A 15,893-nucleotide genomic window follows, 5' to 3' on the forward strand; every position below is an offset into this window, starting at 1 on the left:
CCTCCTAATTCCTACCGACCTGCCGTTCCGGTTCCATTAATCAATTTATTCAGTATTTCATCGTACGTAGTCATAAATCGTGCTGCGGCATTAAAGGAATGATTGTATTTTACCATTTCCATCATTTCTTCCAGTTCCACTACACCACTTACAGATGTTCGCCGAGTATCTGCCTGCACTACCAGTTTTCCTTCATTCTCATACTGTCTGGTGGCTTCCTTAGATTGCACACCAAGCTGTCCTACTAAAGATCCATAGAAATCGTTTATTGTACTGTTTGTAATCCCACGCCCCGCCCCGCTAAAGGTAAACTTGGTATCTTTTAATTGAGCCATAAGTTTGGCTAGCGTATTATTTCCGCTGATCAGTTTCTCATCTGCCCCCGTACCTTCTGTTGCCATAGAACTCGCTATTTTATTCGGATCATTGATAATATCCGGATTCAGGCAAATATTCTCGGCTGTAATCACATCAGATCCGTCCTTGGTTGTGAAGAACGGCCCTCCGGCCTCAGGAGGGTTCCCGTTTATATATCCAAGCTGGTGAAGGCCGTTAAGCCCTTTGACCGTTACGGTCAAATCCTCGGTTAGTGTGCGGTTTGCCCCTGTGTAAGTAACTCCATCCAACACCGTACCTTCCGGGAGTACAGATCCCTTTGGAATCGTAATCGTAATTTCACCGTTTGCAATAGTATTGGCAATATCGTCAAGCTGTTTTTTGTAGTCATGGACATAAGTATCCCTGGATGTAATCAAACCTGCAAGTTCCCCGCTTGATAAATCCCCTGATTTAAAGGATTCTTCAATGGATTCCTTTGTTACCGGATTTACCTCCGTCCCAGATAGCAAATTAACTTTGCCCATGGAGATGTTGTAACCCTCCGGTCCCTCCGACACGGTAATATTCATCATTTTGGACAACTCGTCAGTCATCCTGTCCCGTTCGTCACGAAGATCATTCGCATGATCGCCCATCTTCTCCACACGAGTGATCTCATTGTTCAGGGTTGAGATGGTCTTCAGTATAGAGTTAACATCTTCTATCTTCATATTTAAGCTCTTATCCAGACCCTGGCTTATGTCCTTAATCTGTTTACTGGCCTGGTTTATGGCTTCTGTAAGTGCTATTGCGTTCTGGCGAATCAGCTTTCTGCCGGTATTTTTGTCTGAGTCTTTGGAAAACTCCGCCCATGAATCCCAGAAGTTTTCCAGGACTTTTCTTAATCCGGTATCTGAAGGCTCCGGAAAAATCCCTTCCAACTTATCCAAAGTATCTTTCTGAATTTCCCAATTTCCCAGATTTTTGTATTCATTACGAAATTGTTCGTCCAGAAAACGGTCACGAATCCGGGTAATGGAATGCATATCAACGCCTGTTCCCATCTGTCCCGGAATTGTGGTATGTCCAATTCCCGGATATTCAATGGGCATAGATGCATTTAAGTTTACACGCTGCCTGGAGTAACCAGGAATGTGTTGGTTCGAAATATTATGCCCGATAATATTTAATACGTTTTGACTGGCTAGCATGCTTCGTTTGGCTGTTTCAAAGCCAAAAAAACTGGATCTCATTTACTAACACTCCTTACGCTTTAGAATCAAACCTTCCAAGACAGGTGACACCTGAAGTTGAAGCCTCCTGCGGATTCCGGTATACAGCCTCCACTTCCGGAGTCTGGATGAATAAGTCTAACGAATAATTTATAAAAGCCAGCGATTGTTCTATCGATTTCTGATTCAATTCATTGATCGGACGAAGCTCCTCAATTAGCCCCATCAATTCCTCCTGAAGTTCCATCAGCTCCTTCTTCTCTTCGGCTTTAAAAATAAGCCGGCTTAAATCCCGGATCGTCACTTTAGGGTCAGGACGGTAACCGCGGGCCAATAAATATTCGCCGGTGGCCTGAATCCGTTCCTGATTCAATTCATTCATTTCTCTGAGCAATTTGTTCTCTTTATGGACAATCAGGTTGAGCTTTTCAACCTGGTTGTTGACAATCACGGGTGTCTTCTCTCTGGCCAGGACAAGCAGTTCCCGGTGAAGGCGAATCAGCCCCTCCATGACATGAACCATTTTTTCTATCGACATGGGCATTCACCTGCTTTCATATCTCTTAGCATTTATTTAATAAAGGGCAAAAGCTTTTCCGCCAATTTACGAGCATCTACCTGGTAGGTTCCTGCAGATACAGCCTGTTTCAATTCCTCAATACGTTTTTGCCGTTCCGGTTCCCGGGCATCCAGCAGTTCTTTGGCTTCAGCTAATATCTGCACTTCATCTTTACCCATGCTTTTTTCCCGGATGTGCCATGGGAGCTTGCGGCCTGATTACGTGCATATGGATTGAAAGCACCAACCCGGTTGGTATCGTTAATTTTCATTTTGTTTCACCTCTATACGATTATCCATACAATGAAAAAACCGATAATCTTTGTATTTATTATCGGCATCGTTCTTAGAAAACTTTATATATTCAATTGAAAACAGGACTAGCGGCGGTCTTCAAGACGATCGCTGATTTTGTACTTAATCGACTCACGGCCGGATGAGGCGGAGTTTTCCCTTTTTTCCTCCAAAGCTTGCGCCATGTCCCTAATCAAACGACTCCGGCATGATTCGCACATGGAATTTTCCCGGATCATCTCACCGCATACTTCACAGGGGTAGGACATATTGGGGGCGTTTTCGATGGAAATGCGTCCCTCCCGGATGAATTTCGTAATTTGCCGTACCGGCACATCTACGGCCTCACTCAACTCATAAAGTGTAATTCCTTTATGCTGGCGTAAATATTCCGCACAGCGCTCGTATTGCTCTTCCTGTTTCTTTACACAGTTTGGGCAAATATCCCGGATTCCTTTTACAAAAATTTTGCCGCATACCGGACAGTTCGCAATATCCATGCCCATAGTTCCAAAGTCCCCCTTACAACGACGTCTCCAAAATGTTTCTATCCCTGCAGTTTGCATCCATCCTGTGAGGCTATGGTTCAATCGAATTATGCAAAATGCTAGTCTCTTTTAGTTTACCTAAGTTTCCTATTTTTGCAATGTTTTCTCCCAAAAAAAAGAGTCAAAAAGAAACTATTTTATCGTCCAGCGGGCAGAACAAAATTAATTCACTTCGATGGTATGCTCCTGATATTGATGAAGCTCGTACGAATAAAAATGTACGATTATCTCGTATTTTCCGGCTTCCGTAAACGTTTTGGACGCTTCAAAATCCCCTTTTTTGAGCCGCTCGGCCTTCACCAGTTCTCTCTTTTCCGTTCCGGCAGGCTTAATCTCAAACTGGACAGTGGCAGCCGCATCCATATAGTTGCTTAAGCCTTTTACATCTGCTTTGAGTTTGACGGGGGTTCCAGTTTTCGGAGAAGCCGGATCTGTTGTGAAGGTGATTTCCGCTTTAGCTTCTGCGTCTTCTCCGCCTGGTCCCGTCACATTCCCACAGGCCGCCAATACAGCAAGACAAACTGTAAGCATGAATAGCCCGATTATCCGGGTCCAACGATTGGATCGTTTCATTTTCTCACTTCTTTCTGTAGATTCATAGAGGTGTTTTCCGGCGATAGCGCAAATCCGAAAAGCTCATTAAAAGCGCCCTGTAATCCGGCCTCTCCATACTGCTCCTGATAATAGGCTAGCGGTCCGGTATGAACCACACGGCCTTCTTTCAAGAATGCCGCCTGGTCGGCTATCTGTTCCGCTATATGCAAATGATGAGTGGAAAACACTACCGCCTGTCCCTCCGATTTAGCTTCCCGGATTAAAGATACGAAAGCATCCGCCCAATAAGGATCGAGCCCGTTAGTGGGCTCATCCAGCAGCATTAACACAGGGGAAGCCAGCATAGCCTGGGCAAAAAGCAGCCGCTGGTTCATGCCTTTGGATAAGGAGGATACCTTCGCATGGCGGACCTCCGATAAACCAACCGCTTTAAGAACAGCTTCCATGCGAACCTGGCCAACCCTTTTCAGATCAGCAAAAAAACGGAGGGTTTCGGAGGCGGTAAGAGACGACTCGAATTCATAATGGTCCGGCATATATCCAATTGCCTTTGCATAAACCTTGCGGTCAGCTTTTGGCTCGAGACCGTTCAGTTTAATATCCCCCGAAGTAGGGGACAGCAGACCTGCCATCATACGCAGTAAAGTGCTTTTTCCGGCTCCGTTTCCTCCGCACAAAGCAAGGACTTCCCCGGGCCTCACCTTTAGTGAACACGGATGAACAATCGTTTTCTTCCCGATTTGTTTGCTTACCTGTTGAACCAAAAGTCCGGATTCATTCACGGAATCTCCTCCTTTCCCAGATCAGGCAGGCTATACCCAGACAAACACCAATCCAGGCCAGGCATAAGCCGCCGAATATAAAAGGAGCCCCGGAGGCACGTATCCAATCTATCCACTGATAGTATTCGGGACCAAAAATAGAGCCTCCACCCATTCGAATGACCATAAACACCCTTGTAAGTTCAGCCGGATTGAAGAACGTGGCTCCCACCAAGGCCGGCTTGATCCATAAATAAGGAAGAGTCCCCAGAATGGAAACAAGCAGTGTCGGCCAGGCCAAAATGGTGATAAACCATACGCATACCGAAAACGTCAGGGCTTGCCACCGGTTTTTACAGCAGGTTCCGATTAACATCGCTATACCCAGATAAAGCAAAACAAGTACAAGAGAGAGTAAGAAAAAGAACAGCAGCCAAGAAGGATTAATCCCCCTTCCCATAACATAGCTGACGCATCCGGAAAAACCGAAGCCAAAAGCGAGTATGGCACAAATCACACCAGCAAGGCCGGCATACTTGCCTAAAACAAATTGTACCGTAGAGAGGGAACAAGTGGAAAGCAGTGTCCATCTCCCTTCTTCTCTCTCCCCGGTTACGGAAAACGAACCCAGCATCAAAGCCATTAAAGGAAGCAAATATAAAATAAGGTGCAGCATCGATCCGGTCGAATAGGTGTAGCCTTCAAAGGCCTGCCTCGACTGAATCAGCAGCAGGGCAAGGCTGAATACAGTAAATAGAACAAGAAAAGTATACGCCCAAGGGTTACGAAACCCGAGCCTCATTTCCCGTTTGGCGATAATCAAGCTGTCCATCACTGAACCCTCCCGCTTCTTGATTCATCAACTTATTCATATCCACCGTGCTCTTTACCTGATTGTCCGGCATCCTGAGTATGATGGCTATCTCCCCGATTTGCAGTATCCTCTTTGTGATTGTTATCCTGACCGCCATGTTCCCCGTCCTGCTTACCGTGATCCTGGTGTCCCTGCTCTCCGTCCTTATGTTCATGACCACCACCATGTTCTTCCTTCATCTTTTTCATCATCTCACGGTTTGGTTCCCAGCTATGCTTGTCCAGATCCTCATAGGTAAGCAGTTTGCCTTTCTGCTGTTCTTTCTGATAGGATTCTGCCCCGTTTTTGTCCTTAAAAGAGAGCACACCGAAAGCCATCGGAGTCTGGAATTCCTGATCATATAAATAGGAAGCTTCTTTGGCATTAATCCATTCCTTGGAATGGAAATCCCTCACATACTGGACCTTGATCTTCCCTTTGCCGTTTTTCTTGATCCAGGCGTACATATCACCGAGGTCATCAAATTTCAATATTTTTCCATCGTTTAAAATGATCTGGGTGGCATGCTGATTATTGGCCACCTGCATATTGCAAATCTCGCATTTATCTACGCCTTCTACAATATCTGCCGGTTCAGGCAGCTTGGACCCGCACGCCGAAACTGCCAGACATACAACCGCTGTCAAGATAAATATCCCTATTTTTTTCATTTTGATCGAACCCCCATTTTTATCCATATCCAAAAGCTTCCTCCTGCCAAAAGCAGGCTTAATACAAGTGCCCCCCATCCTGGTAAAGGTACCGGTACGCTCTCATGCAGCGGGCCCATCGCAGGAGCCGTATCCGTAAACGATTGTTCCGATAAGCCGGAATCCATCATCTGCTCCAGCAGTGCCAACCCGGGAGACTGGAAAAACAGCTGAAAAGCCGGAGTTTCATCCGTTAGCGTGTAATAAAAAGGATTCACCTGAAAAGCGATCGAGCTGAAACCCGTCCCCCTGGTATCCAGCCCCTTGAAAGCATCCCAGTAGTTGCGGGATACCTGGTTTTCACTACTTTCCTGGGCTTCTGCCTGAAACACGTTGCTCAGGAAACTATTCTCCTGAATGCGGTTATGACTTCCATGCTTGATCTGGATGCCGATAAAATTGCTTCGGACCACATTGTCCGTCAGCTCATTTTCATCGGAAAGCTCTATGTACATCCCTACGCGGTTCCCTTCCACTTCATTTCCGGCAAAACGTGATCCTTTAACGTCATAGAGCAGCAGACCTTGTGAATTTACACTTTCCGATTGTTTGATCCACCGGTTTCCCGTAACCACAGCATCTTCCGAAGTCATCACCATAGCTCCTGTTACATTGCGGTCCCCGGAGTTATTCACCAAGCGGTTCCCCTTGCTGAACATCAGATGATACCCGTACCGGGACATGGAAACTGCAGATTCCCTTACCTCGTTATGGTCGCTATTCTCCAGATAAATCCCATCAAACATATTGGTTACGAAGCAGTTTCGGATGAAATTGCCATGCGATTCCCTTGCATCGATACCATTGCCTCTTTGTGCTTCTCCACCGCCGTTAACCCCGGAAATCCGGGTTATCCCGATGCCGGTGAGCATATTTTCAAGGGCATTTCTTAGCTGCACTCCGGTTCCGGAGGTCCGGATATTCAGTTCCGATACCTCGTTACCTGATCCCTCCATCCATAGAGCCGAGTCTTCCGTTTCAGCAAAGGCGGTCTCAAGCTGAAGGCCTTTCACTACGGCACCGTTCGTTTGAATCGTCAACGGAGGTTTGGCAGAGTCAGCAACCAGAACCACCTCCCCCTCCGCTTCCAGACGAAGCGGTTTACGGATTACGAAAGAGCCTTGATAACGTCCCGGGGGGATACGGATGGTTTCACCTTTAAAAGCGCTATCCAGTCTCTGTTGAAGGGATAGCCCGCTATCTTCAGCTGCCACAGCAGATTCATGTATCGGAAGCAAGAACAACATAAGAAGAAGCAGCCAGCCTGTTCTTGCTGCCTGTCCCAATAAAGAACGCCTCATGAATGAATCCCTCTCCTTCCCGGAAAAATTGCCCAATGGTAAACACTTGTTCTTTCCTATATTGTAAAAAAAGCCCTTTAAGCAGAGTATGACTCAACCGGGCTACTTTCGTGACAATATCATGACAAATGGAAGGATTGTTAAGAAAATTATTGCATGGGGGTTATGATGGTTTGGTCTAGTACTGAAGTAAAGAAGTATAACTGCGAATGGAAACCGAACTTGATCATAGACAAATTTTAAGCCATGGTTTAATATGTTACATAATGGTATTTTGAGAAAAAAATGTTGGAGATGAGCCATGAAGAGTACAAAACTGTTTATGCTGCCCTATGCCGGAGGATCCGCATCTGTTTATTTGAATTGGAAAAAACTTATGCCCCCGGAAGTTCAAATTTACCCATTAGAGCTGCCCGGAAGAGGAAGGCGGTACAAGGAATCCTTGATAAACTCTGTCCAGTCCATGGTTCCTGATTTAATAAAGAGTATGGAAGCATACGGAATATCTGTTCCTTATGCTATTTTTGGACACAGTATGGGAAGTTTGCTGGCTCTGGAGGTGACTCACGAATTAGTAAAACAAGGGTACCCGTTGCCGGTTTCTCTATTTCTGTCGGGCAGAGACTCCCCTGACTCCAAAGAGAAGCGGGTGTATCATAATTTGCCTGAACAAGAGCTTTTGCAGGAGGTTATCAAGATGGGCGGCACCCCGCCGGAGTTATGCGAGAACAGCGAGTTGATTGAACTTTTTCTGCCGATTATTCGGAATGACTTCAAATTGGTTGAGATCTATCATTGTCAACGGGATACGCCACTGGACTGTCCGTTTTTTATTCTTAACGGAAAACAGGACTCTTTTATAGATTTGCTTGAGATCGAAGGATGGAGTCGGTTCACATCGAAGCCATACACGGTGAAATGGTTTGAGGGAGAGCATTTTTATCTCCATGACCATACCAAAGAATTGTGCCAATACATCTGGCAGCAGTTACTTTTTCTATCGCTTTCCTCTGACAGCAATTTGACAACCACAGAACAATACTAAAAAATGATTGCAATGAAAAATGGCCTAGTCGTAACCGAACCGACTAGACCATTTTTTAATTTAAAGTACTGATTTCAAAAATTTCTCCCTGATCGTTTTATATAAATACTCATCTGCTAAGACACTGGAATTAACTTTTGGTTGATAAATAGAAGCAGGAGATGTCATGTCGTTTAACCCCTCGCTTCTCTATTTTCTAATAGATTAAAGGGAAGTACCATAACAAACCTATGTTAAAATTGTGGTAAAGAAAAAACTCCCGAAGGAGTCCTTTTTATTTTTTAATCTCCAGTTCCGTGTACGAAATAAATAAAGAATATTGGGGGATCAACCGGGCTTGTTTTGACTGAATGATCTTGCTGATTAACACATAGACCACTAAGCATTACAAGAGCCAACGCAACAGATGGTACGTATTTCTTAATTTTCATCTTCCAATACCCCTTTCATCATAATTATAAAGTCATTCTTTTGAGATCCCGATGCATGCTCCATATACTTAAGGAACTGGGCTGAGCAATTGACTGTATCTGAATTTTTATGTGTTGCGATAGACAAAGAAAGACAGTATAAAATTTGGTCCAAACCTTCTTTAATACGTCTCTGCTTAAAATTATATATGGCTTTCTGGTAGCAAAACCTAAAATAGCGATGTGTATGAACGACATTCCTATTGTTATAAGTGGAATAAGCTTTTGAGAATTTATCAAGAACAGGGTCTATGTTATATTCATATTTATTTGCACTTTCCAATATTACTAAAAGTCCATCTTCTACCTCATTTGAATGTTGTGCAAGGAAATCCACGTATTCATGGAGCTTTGTTCTGTTTCCACTCAGTATATCCACTATATATTTATTGGCCTTGGCCCATAAGTGCAGCTTCTCCATTTCTTTTTTGCCCAACTCATCCAATGGTTCAAACCAAGTAAGGTCTTCGTATTCCTGTATGTATTTTTTGGATTCCCCATAACGTTTTTGTTCAATTAAAGCCGCACTTAACAATAAGTAAGCTTGTCCATAATAGACAACAAGATGTCTTTCGGGACTAGGCATTTCTTCTACCCTTCTATTATACTGCCTTCTCAGCCCGTTTTGGCATGCTATCGTCGTTAATATCCTTAATTCATCTGCAAATTGCTCAACCATGGTCCATTTTTGTAATGAGTAACAAACTTTTGCCAGATGCAATAAGGCATCCAGATGGAAATGTTCAGGGAGTTTATTGCGAAAAGCCTCAAAGCGGATCAAGGCCTTGTAGTTCTCTTCGGCATCCGGTCCTATTTTGGCCCTAAAGATTCTATAGTGGCTGATAGCCAGACGCTCGGAATGGTTATACTTTTCGCCTTCAATCACTTCTTCGTAAAAGGGGACCGATTCTTTAACAAAACCGCCCAAATATAACTTTTCGGCTACAGAAAACAGGAGTTCCGGAAACTTGGGATGTTCTACCAATAAGTGAATGGCTTTGGTAATCAGTTCATTCCTGCCAAGTTGGGCACAGCGGACCAAGAAAGGTTCCATTCTGGCCCTAGCTACCCTGCCTTTATAAAAACATTCCGCGAGGTACAAATCATAGTAGTGGCCTTCAGGCTGGCCAAGCACCTTCGTAAGTGCGTCCAGTTGTTTAACCGTAATAGGCCGCAGCGATCTCCCCCGCAGACTGGCACTTAGATTTCCGACGGCGGCCCCTCCCAGTTCGGAAAGCCTGGATAACGTACAGCCTGTTTCGGCTATCGTTTTTTCAAGTTCAGCACGCAGCACAATCCTATTTTTCATAACACTCCCCCTATAACCTATCGTTATTATATCATGGCAAGGAATATTTTTACAAAAGGGAACCGGAATTGCTTTTCCATTCTTTTTATTCCAAATTACCTGGCCCAAGTCAGACCAAACACCCGTGCGGGCAGTTTGGCCCGCAGGACTTTTGCACATTCATTCATCGTACTGCCAGTCGTGTAAACATCATCCACAAGGTAGAGATCAAACCCTGAACGAAAAAAGGCAGGCATGAGAGAACATACCCGCTCATCCAGTTCGAACGATCCCTGTACATCCTCCAGACGCCCTCTGCGTGTCTTCTGACTTTGCTTATCCGTATGACGGCTGCGAACAAGCAGTGGGACAACGGGAAGTTCCAGGTTTTTCCCAAGCGCTTTAGCCATTTGCTCCGCCTGGTTAAACCCCCGTTCCAGCAACCTTTGCCCGCTTAACGGCACATAGGTTACCACCCGGGGAGGGGAAGCCTTGGAAGCAGCCAAGTTCCGGTTCTCCTCCTGATGCAAAAAATATGCAAACAACAGCATTTCTCCAAACAGACTGCTTAATTGCTCATCTCCCCGGTATTTGTAACGGGCAAGCAGTTCCTTCATACTTTCGTCATAGCGGACGGCACTCCGGTTTCTTATAAAGCAGGTCTCCTCTCTTCGCAAACAATCCCCGCACTCTTCATAACGCCCGCATATCGGACATATGACTTCACGAATCCAGGGAATTCCCGTATAGCAGATTTGGCATAGGCCCATCTGGCGGGTATTCAATACGGCAGGCTGATTACAGCCCGGACAGGCGGAAACCCGCGGTGAAAGCAGCCCCTGCGCGGCTGACAACACTTTCTTCCATACTTTTGCGAACCGGCTTTGTTCAAGTCCGTTCATGTTCTCCCCCCTTTATCGATCAGATATCCTTGCTTCTTGGCCTGGGCATTCATCATGGCTATCTGGCGGATGGCCTCCTTCTGTGAGCTTGTCTTCTCCTTCGCCACGAAACAGACCGTTCCCGCCGGGTCGTCCTTGGAACGCCCCACCCGGCCCGACATTTGAACCAGGGCGGCTGCGTCGAACAGGCGGGAATCCGCATCCAGGATGAACGCGTCGGTCCTCGGGACCGTAACGCCGCGTTCCAGAATGGTCGTCGTCATCAGCACCCGGGTGGCGCCGTCCCGGAAGTCCCGCACCTTCTCCGTCCGGTGCGGGTCCTTCGAGGAAGTGCCCTGTATCCACGGGACAGGGCACTTCCTCGTGTTCGTCCCTCCCCGTCCCCCGTGAAGCGGTCCAAGCACCTGCCGAAGCAGGTGCACCAGCGGCTCCACGGAGCGGATGTTCGGGACGAACACAAACACCTGCGCGCCGCGCTTCAGCGAAGCTTCCAGCTTCTTCACCAGCGGCGCGGAGAGCTTGTGCGCAGCGAGCATGCTGCGCAGTGGGGGCGCGGCCAGCAGCAGCGGCACGGGGTTCTTGTGGTAGGGGAACGCGTCCAGTTCGTCGATCACCACAAGGTCAAACGCCTGCGTGAAACGCAGGAGCTGATGAGTGGTGGCGATGGTGAGGGCTCCTCGTTCCCAGCGGTCCGTGCTTCCGCCGTAGAGCACGGCCAATTCCACCCCGGCGAAAGCTTTCGCGATACGCGGGGCCAACTCCAGCACCACATCCCGCCTGGGAGTAGCGATTAAGACACGCCCCCCACGGGCCAGTTCATGCGCTATAAGAGGGAAAATCATCTCGGTCTTTCCCGCTCCCGTTACGGCCCAGATCAGAAACCGGTCCGGCTGCCTATCCGCAGTATTCTTTCTTCTGCGGTCCAGAAACCGAACCGCTTCGGCGGAAGCGGCAGACTGGGCCTCGCTCAGCTTCCAGTCCCCCTTTGTACCGCTCCCCTTATCCTCCGGGGTGACTCCTGCACCGGTTAACTTGGCTCCAGACGTCACAGATGATTGCTTCCCCCCATAAATGAGCGGGGAACAGAAGCGTACGCGTCCCATTCCCAGGCATTCGCTGCAATACGGGCATTTCGTCCGGCAGTAAGGACAAGAAGTCCATACCAGCTTGTCCTTTCCGCTTCCGCATCTTCTGCAAGTATATTGTCTCTCCGCTTTCCAGAAATGCGGCAGGCTCCTCCGCTCCGCAGCTTCCAGGCCGCTTGCCCAGGCAAGATCACCCTGGAGCCACGCCAATTGGATATAGCTGCACCAGGATACGCTGGAGGTTCTGTTCTTGGGAAGACCGGGAGAGCAACCGTCCAAGACGCCTTTTCCATGGACTGTTTGAACCAGTTGTTCCGCTTCCTCCGGAAGCAGGGCACGCCCTTCCCAGCCCCTTACAATCCGGGTATATACGTCTTGACTTAAGAAGGGAACCTCATTGTCTTGATTCGCCCAGCGGGCAAACGTCACGTTATGGAAGCGGAATTGCCCCGGACGGCAAGAGGCAAGATGGCATGTCTTGGCCGCAGATTGAATAAGATGAAAGAGACGGGATGTTAGCGTGTTGGAATCAATTAAGGTGGATGAAGGAATCATCCGGGCATTGGGTAGTTCGGGGAATGCTTTTCCATGCGAAGCACGTTTTGGCGGCAATAGTGCCGAAATAGCGGGCAGTTCCTGTTGCAAAACGGGTAAAAGGGCACTGGCTTGTCCAAAAGACAGGGAAGGTTCCAGCAAACGGAGTACCGTAAGGTCCCCATATTGCCTGAACCAATAAGCCGCATCCACTTGCTCATCCAGTGTTACATACCAACGGCATGAGGCCGCTGTTTCCACGGCATACAGCTTGGCTTTCAAGGCTTCACCTTTTTCTTAATAGGATATTCCATATTCGTTTGAAAACGATTACGACTCGCATAACTGCATTTCTACGAGATACTCGCGTCCGCTCAAAGGGATTACGCGTATTTCCCCCTCTTCAAATTGGCTAAGCCACTCTTCCGTAGAGGTGCCTGAAGCGAGAAATTCCAGTTCGATACGGGCTTGCCCGGCCATACGTTCAAGAATGGGCAGCGTATCATCGGTTGAGCCTTCGTCCAGAATGGTGACCTTCACCTGCCTTCCCCTTAGCCAGGAGAATACATGCAGTGAGCGGATATACCATTCGATATGCAGACCATTATTTTTAGTAATCAATAAAAAATGGGAACTTTGGCGGGGTTTAGCTTTGGTGAGGCCAAAAATAAGATGAAGAATGGCAACACTAAGTCCATAGCAGCCTATGATCCATAAGAGTCCGATCCACATGGCAACTCCCTCCCTCATGCATAGTATATGCGCATAAGGGAGGGGAGGTTCCTATAAAGTCACCCAGCCATTTTTGATCGCGATAATCACTGCTTGGGTACGGTCATCCACTTCCATTTTCTGCAGGATACTGCTCACGTGATTTTTCACTGTCTTCTCACTTATGTACAAATACTCCCCAATGGATTTGTTGCTGCGTCCCTCTGCCATCAAGCGGAGAACTTCCGCTTCCCGTTTTGTTAGAGGGCTGCTTGGAGAATCAATGTATCTCAGTGCAGAATCATGGGCCGGATTACCTCCGGCTACGCCGGTATGATCCAGGTAGGTCATCCTGCGAAGCTGATTGATCAGCTTGCCGGTTACTTTAGGATGAATATAGGCATGACCTGCCACGACCGAACGGATCGCATTAATCAGAGACTCTGCCTCCATATCTTTGAGTAAATAACCCGAAGCCCCCTTTCGCAGTGTTTCAAATACATAACTTTCGTCGTCATGAATAGACAGGATAATAATCTTGATGTCCGGGAAAATCAGCTTCAGCCGTTCTGTAGCCACAACACCGTTCTCGAGCGGCATGTTGATATCCATCAGCACAACGTCAGGCTGAATTTCATTGCAAAGTTCGATGACCTGAATACCGTCACCGCATTCACCGACTACTTCCATATCATCTTCCATGTTAATAATACGCTTGAGTCCCTCACGGAACAATTGGTGATCATCCGCAAGGATCAGCTTCACACGATTAGGTTTGGGGCTTCCCTGGTAGTCCATTTATTACGTCCTCCTTATTCTCAGAACGAATGGGAATATGCATCTTGATTTTGGTTCCCACATTCTTTTTGGAGAATATGTTCATTGTACCCTCCAGGAGCTGGAGACGCTCCCGCATACCCAAGATGCCAAAATTATTCCCTTTTGCGATTTTTTGCTCTGTGATTTCTACATCAAACCCGACCCCATTGTCAGTGATAGTGATCGTCACATGATCTTGATTAAAAGCAAGCTCAAGCGATACATAAGAAGCGTTGGCATGCTTAAAAGTATTGGAGAAAGCCTCCTGCACCAGACGGAAAACAGCCACTTCCATCCCGGAAGGCAGCCGACTTTCCTTGCCTGTAAAATCAAATTTAGTAAGGATTTTCGTCTTTTCCTCAAAATCCTGCACAAACTTGCGGAGCGTAGGCACAAGTCCCAGATCGTCCAAGGCCATAGGCCGGAGGTTAAAAATAATTTTTCTGACTTCTTCCAAACCGCTGCGGACCTGGCTTTTCAGATCAACCAGTTCTTCCCGGGCAAGATCAAACTCCTCTTTGTCCAGCATCCGCCCGGCAATCTCGGTCCGAAGCACTACATTGGCCATTGTCTGGGCCATCCCGTCATGAATCTCGCGGGCAATGCGCTTGCGTTCATCTTCCTGAGCCAAAATAATTTTCAATCCGAGCAGTTGCCGGTTTTTGACCGATTCCAGAATTCGTGTAACCTGATTGAGATCACCGGACAGATACTCAAGCACAACATTCATCTGGGACACAATCATCTCGGCTCTCTCCAGTTGGCGGTCCACATTCTTAATGCGCTTTTGAATATCATTGCGTCTGGCTTTAAGATGGTTTTCCTTTTCCCGTGCCACCGTCAGCTGCAGTTGAATGGATATTGCCGCGTCGTAGGCTACTTTAATATCATGCTCTTGATAACGGTCAAAGTCCCTGCTCACTTCTGTAAGACGGATTCTGGATTTCTTGTAATCTTTCTCCAGCCCATCCACCTGATCGATGGTCCGCTGGACTTCTTCAATTACATACTGAAGCTCAGCCGCAAGAGACTCCCTTTCCCTGCGCGTACTCTCGCAAATTTCAAACACCTGATACTTGCTGTCTTCCATAACAGACAGTGCATTTTTAATTACGCGGTCTAAAGCGTCTACCTGCAAGCTTCTTCAATCTCCTTCTATCACGGTAATCTTCTGTTTTTTTATAGTAACATATTTTAAAAGATTACAGTGATAAAATTCCTACTCCAGAATAATTTGATAAGAATCCCCCGATTTGAGAACCTGCCCCCTGATTAAAGACAGCATAGACCGCTTTCGTTCCGGTCCCTCCAGTAAAATCATAAGTCAGGCCTAAAACCTCATTTCCGGACGGTTCTTTCACAATATCTACCCTGCCGATTACTTCACTAGGATACCCCCGGATTGTTGTCAGGACAGAGCGGTTATCCATGTCATACCACATTTCTTCCTTCGTGCTCTGAGACCCTTCACCGCGCCGTTATATCGGTATCACCAGATTTGACAGGAATAAATCCGTTTCCCTCGAATTTTCCAACCGGGTTGGAAAGAGACCCGTCAGGCTTTATCTTCCGATTTAAGAGGATTATAATATTCGTCATATCCGCTAAGGTATATTTTCCCCGCTCATACATAAATAGTTCGTTATCACCGTGAATTATGAGTCCTTTAGCCTGACCTTTCAGCGCCGTTGACCAAATACCTATTCCATCAACTACTTTCCGCTCAGTCCCGTATTCGGTTTGGTTGGACAAGCTGACCGCATTGCTGCCAAGGGGACGGGATACCATTTGCGTCGAACCTCCTCCATCAAGATTCATTCTTTTATAGCCCCCCAAGCTGGACCATGAATTGCTGGAGTTCCTTTAAAATCATGCCGTCACTGTTCCCGTTTCTTACGTACGTGATCCA

18 protein-coding genes are annotated in these 15,893 nt (G+C 46.9%); 1 reads left to right on the forward strand and 17 read right to left on the reverse strand.

Annotated features, from left to right (window positions below):
• Window positions 1-11 precede the first annotated feature (11 nt).
• The 9 genes from flgK to BXP28_RS16265 all read right to left on the reverse strand — a co-directional run bounded on the left by flgK (window position 12) and on the right by BXP28_RS16265 (window position 7,130).
• A complete protein-coding gene (flgK, locus tag BXP28_RS16225; protein ID WP_036655729.1) occupies window positions 12-1,571 on the reverse strand; it encodes a flagellar hook-associated protein FlgK in 1,560 nt (519 codons plus the stop codon).
• 13 nt (window positions 1,572-1,584) lie between these two features.
• Entirely contained in the window at window positions 1,585-2,088 is a 504-nt protein-coding gene (locus BXP28_RS16230) for a flagellar protein FlgN (RefSeq protein WP_023485083.1), read from the reverse strand.
• A 32-nt stretch (window positions 2,089-2,120) separates the two neighbouring features.
• Entirely contained in the window at window positions 2,121-2,288 is a 168-nt protein-coding gene (gene flgM / locus BXP28_RS24485) for a flagellar biosynthesis anti-sigma factor FlgM (RefSeq protein ID WP_235430675.1), read from the reverse strand.
• 200 nt (window positions 2,289-2,488) lie between these two features.
• The gene (locus tag BXP28_RS16240; RefSeq protein WP_036657321.1) at window positions 2,489-2,902 is read right to left on the reverse strand and encodes a TIGR03826 family flagellar region protein; all 414 of its coding nucleotides are present in this window, start codon (window positions 2,900-2,902) and stop codon (window positions 2,489-2,491) included.
• Between the two features lie 210 nt (window positions 2,903-3,112).
• Entirely contained in the window at window positions 3,113-3,523 is a 411-nt protein-coding gene (locus BXP28_RS16245) for a hypothetical protein (RefSeq protein WP_024092908.1), read from the reverse strand.
• Window positions 3,520-4,287, reverse strand: a complete 768-nt coding sequence (locus BXP28_RS16250) for an ABC transporter ATP-binding protein (protein ID WP_023485080.1) — start codon at window positions 4,285-4,287, stop codon at window positions 3,520-3,522. Before BXP28_RS16250 ends, BXP28_RS16245 begins: the two co-directional genes overlap by 4 nt.
• On the reverse strand, window positions 4,280-5,098 hold the full coding sequence (locus BXP28_RS16255) for an ABC transporter permease (RefSeq protein ID WP_023485079.1): 819 nt from the start codon (window positions 5,096-5,098) through the stop codon (window positions 4,280-4,282). Before BXP28_RS16255 ends, BXP28_RS16250 begins: the two co-directional genes overlap by 8 nt.
• 32 nt (window positions 5,099-5,130) lie before the next feature.
• Window positions 5,131-5,817, reverse strand: coding sequence for a nitrous oxide reductase accessory protein NosL (locus BXP28_RS16260; protein WP_226989782.1), 687 nt, complete (start codon window positions 5,815-5,817; stop codon window positions 5,131-5,133).
• Window positions 5,787-7,130, reverse strand: coding sequence for a right-handed parallel beta-helix repeat-containing protein (locus tag BXP28_RS16265; protein ID WP_024092905.1), 1,344 nt, complete (start codon window positions 7,128-7,130; stop codon window positions 5,787-5,789). Before BXP28_RS16265 ends, BXP28_RS16260 begins: the two co-directional genes overlap by 31 nt.
• A gap of 301 nt (window positions 7,131-7,431) precedes the next feature.
• On the opposite strand from BXP28_RS16265, the gene BXP28_RS16270 reads away from it, so the two are divergent.
• Window positions 7,432-8,175 (forward strand): thioesterase II family protein, encoded by a 744-nt coding sequence (locus BXP28_RS16270; protein WP_023485076.1) that lies wholly within the window; start codon window positions 7,432-7,434, stop codon window positions 8,173-8,175.
• Between the two features lie 420 nt (window positions 8,176-8,595).
• Here BXP28_RS16270 and BXP28_RS16275 read toward each other — a convergent pair whose 3' ends face one another.
• The 8 genes from BXP28_RS16275 to BXP28_RS16310 form a co-directional block, all read right to left on the reverse strand.
• Window positions 8,596-9,954 (reverse strand): hypothetical protein, encoded by a 1,359-nt coding sequence (locus tag BXP28_RS16275; protein WP_024092903.1) that lies wholly within the window; start codon window positions 9,952-9,954, stop codon window positions 8,596-8,598.
• 95 nt (window positions 9,955-10,049) lie between these two features.
• On the reverse strand, window positions 10,050-10,835 hold the full coding sequence (locus tag BXP28_RS16280) for a ComFC family protein (RefSeq protein ID WP_023485074.1): 786 nt from the start codon (window positions 10,833-10,835) through the stop codon (window positions 10,050-10,052).
• A complete protein-coding gene (locus tag BXP28_RS16285) occupies window positions 10,832-12,736 on the reverse strand; it encodes a helicase-related protein (protein ID WP_023485073.1) in 1,905 nt (634 codons plus the stop codon). Before BXP28_RS16285 ends, BXP28_RS16280 begins: the two co-directional genes overlap by 4 nt.
• Window positions 12,737-12,784: 48 nt before the next feature.
• Window positions 12,785-13,186 (reverse strand): hypothetical protein, encoded by a 402-nt coding sequence (locus BXP28_RS16290; RefSeq protein WP_024092901.1) that lies wholly within the window; start codon window positions 13,184-13,186, stop codon window positions 12,785-12,787.
• Window positions 13,187-13,237: 51 nt separating this feature from the next.
• Entirely contained in the window at window positions 13,238-13,963 is a 726-nt protein-coding gene (locus BXP28_RS16295) for a response regulator (protein ID WP_036655727.1), read from the reverse strand.
• Complete coding sequence (locus BXP28_RS16300) at window positions 13,935-15,122, reverse strand: sensor histidine kinase (RefSeq protein WP_023485070.1); 1,188 nt, start codon at window positions 15,120-15,122, stop codon at window positions 13,935-13,937. The genes BXP28_RS16295 and BXP28_RS16300 overlap by 29 nt, the downstream gene beginning before the upstream one ends.
• A gap of 64 nt (window positions 15,123-15,186) precedes the next feature.
• On the reverse strand, window positions 15,187-15,414 hold the full coding sequence (locus BXP28_RS16305) for a hypothetical protein (protein WP_036655726.1): 228 nt from the start codon (window positions 15,412-15,414) through the stop codon (window positions 15,187-15,189).
• Window positions 15,415-15,451: 37 nt separating this feature from the next.
• Entirely contained in the window at window positions 15,452-15,802 is a 351-nt protein-coding gene (locus BXP28_RS16310; protein WP_144029569.1) for a phosphodiester glycosidase family protein, read from the reverse strand.
• Window positions 15,803-15,893: the final 91 nt, after the last annotated feature.

Origin of the sequence: Paenibacillus larvae subsp. larvae (assembly GCF_002003265.1) — a bacterium.
In the GTDB taxonomy this organism is placed as follows: Bacteria; Bacillota; Bacilli; order Paenibacillales; family NBRC-103111; genus Paenibacillus_H; species Paenibacillus_H larvae.

Excerpts from the sequence above, each read along its gene's own strand:
- flgK (WP_036655729.1), bottom strand. The coding sequence starts at position 1,571 with ATGAGATCCAGTTTTTTTGGCTTTGAAACAGCCAAACGAAGCATGCTA.
- BXP28_RS16230 (WP_023485083.1), bottom strand. The coding sequence starts at position 2,088 with ATGTCGATAGAAAAAATGGTTCATGTCATGGAGGGGCTGATTCGCCTT.
- flgM (WP_235430675.1), bottom strand. The coding sequence starts at position 2,288 with ATGGGTAAAGATGAAGTGCAGATATTAGCTGAAGCCAAAGAACTGCTG.
- BXP28_RS16240 (WP_036657321.1), bottom strand. The coding sequence starts at position 2,902 with ATGGATATTGCGAACTGTCCGGTATGCGGCAAAATTTTTGTAAAAGGA.
- BXP28_RS16245 (WP_024092908.1), bottom strand. The coding sequence starts at position 3,523 with ATGAAACGATCCAATCGTTGGACCCGGATAATCGGGCTATTCATGCTT.
- BXP28_RS16255 (WP_023485079.1), bottom strand. The coding sequence starts at position 5,098 with ATGGACAGCTTGATTATCGCCAAACGGGAAATGAGGCTCGGGTTTCGT.
- BXP28_RS16260 (WP_226989782.1), bottom strand. The coding sequence starts at position 5,817 with ATGGATAAAAATGGGGGTTCGATCAAAATGAAAAAAATAGGGATATTT.
- BXP28_RS16265 (WP_024092905.1), bottom strand. The coding sequence starts at position 7,130 with ATGAGGCGTTCTTTATTGGGACAGGCAGCAAGAACAGGCTGGCTGCTT.
- BXP28_RS16270 (WP_023485076.1), top strand. The coding sequence starts at position 7,432 with ATGAAGAGTACAAAACTGTTTATGCTGCCCTATGCCGGAGGATCCGCA.
- BXP28_RS16275 (WP_024092903.1), bottom strand. The coding sequence starts at position 9,954 with ATGAAAAATAGGATTGTGCTGCGTGCTGAACTTGAAAAAACGATAGCC.
- BXP28_RS16280 (WP_023485074.1), bottom strand. The coding sequence starts at position 10,835 with ATGAACGGACTTGAACAAAGCCGGTTCGCAAAAGTATGGAAGAAAGTG.
- BXP28_RS16290 (WP_024092901.1), bottom strand. The coding sequence starts at position 13,186 with ATGTGGATCGGACTCTTATGGATCATAGGCTGCTATGGACTTAGTGTT.
- BXP28_RS16295 (WP_036655727.1), bottom strand. The coding sequence starts at position 13,963 with ATGGACTACCAGGGAAGCCCCAAACCTAATCGTGTGAAGCTGATCCTT.
- BXP28_RS16305 (WP_036655726.1), bottom strand. The coding sequence starts at position 15,414 with ATGGATAACCGCTCTGTCCTGACAACAATCCGGGGGTATCCTAGTGAA.
- BXP28_RS16310 (WP_144029569.1), bottom strand. The coding sequence starts at position 15,802 with ATGAATCTTGATGGAGGAGGTTCGACGCAAATGGTATCCCGTCCCCTT.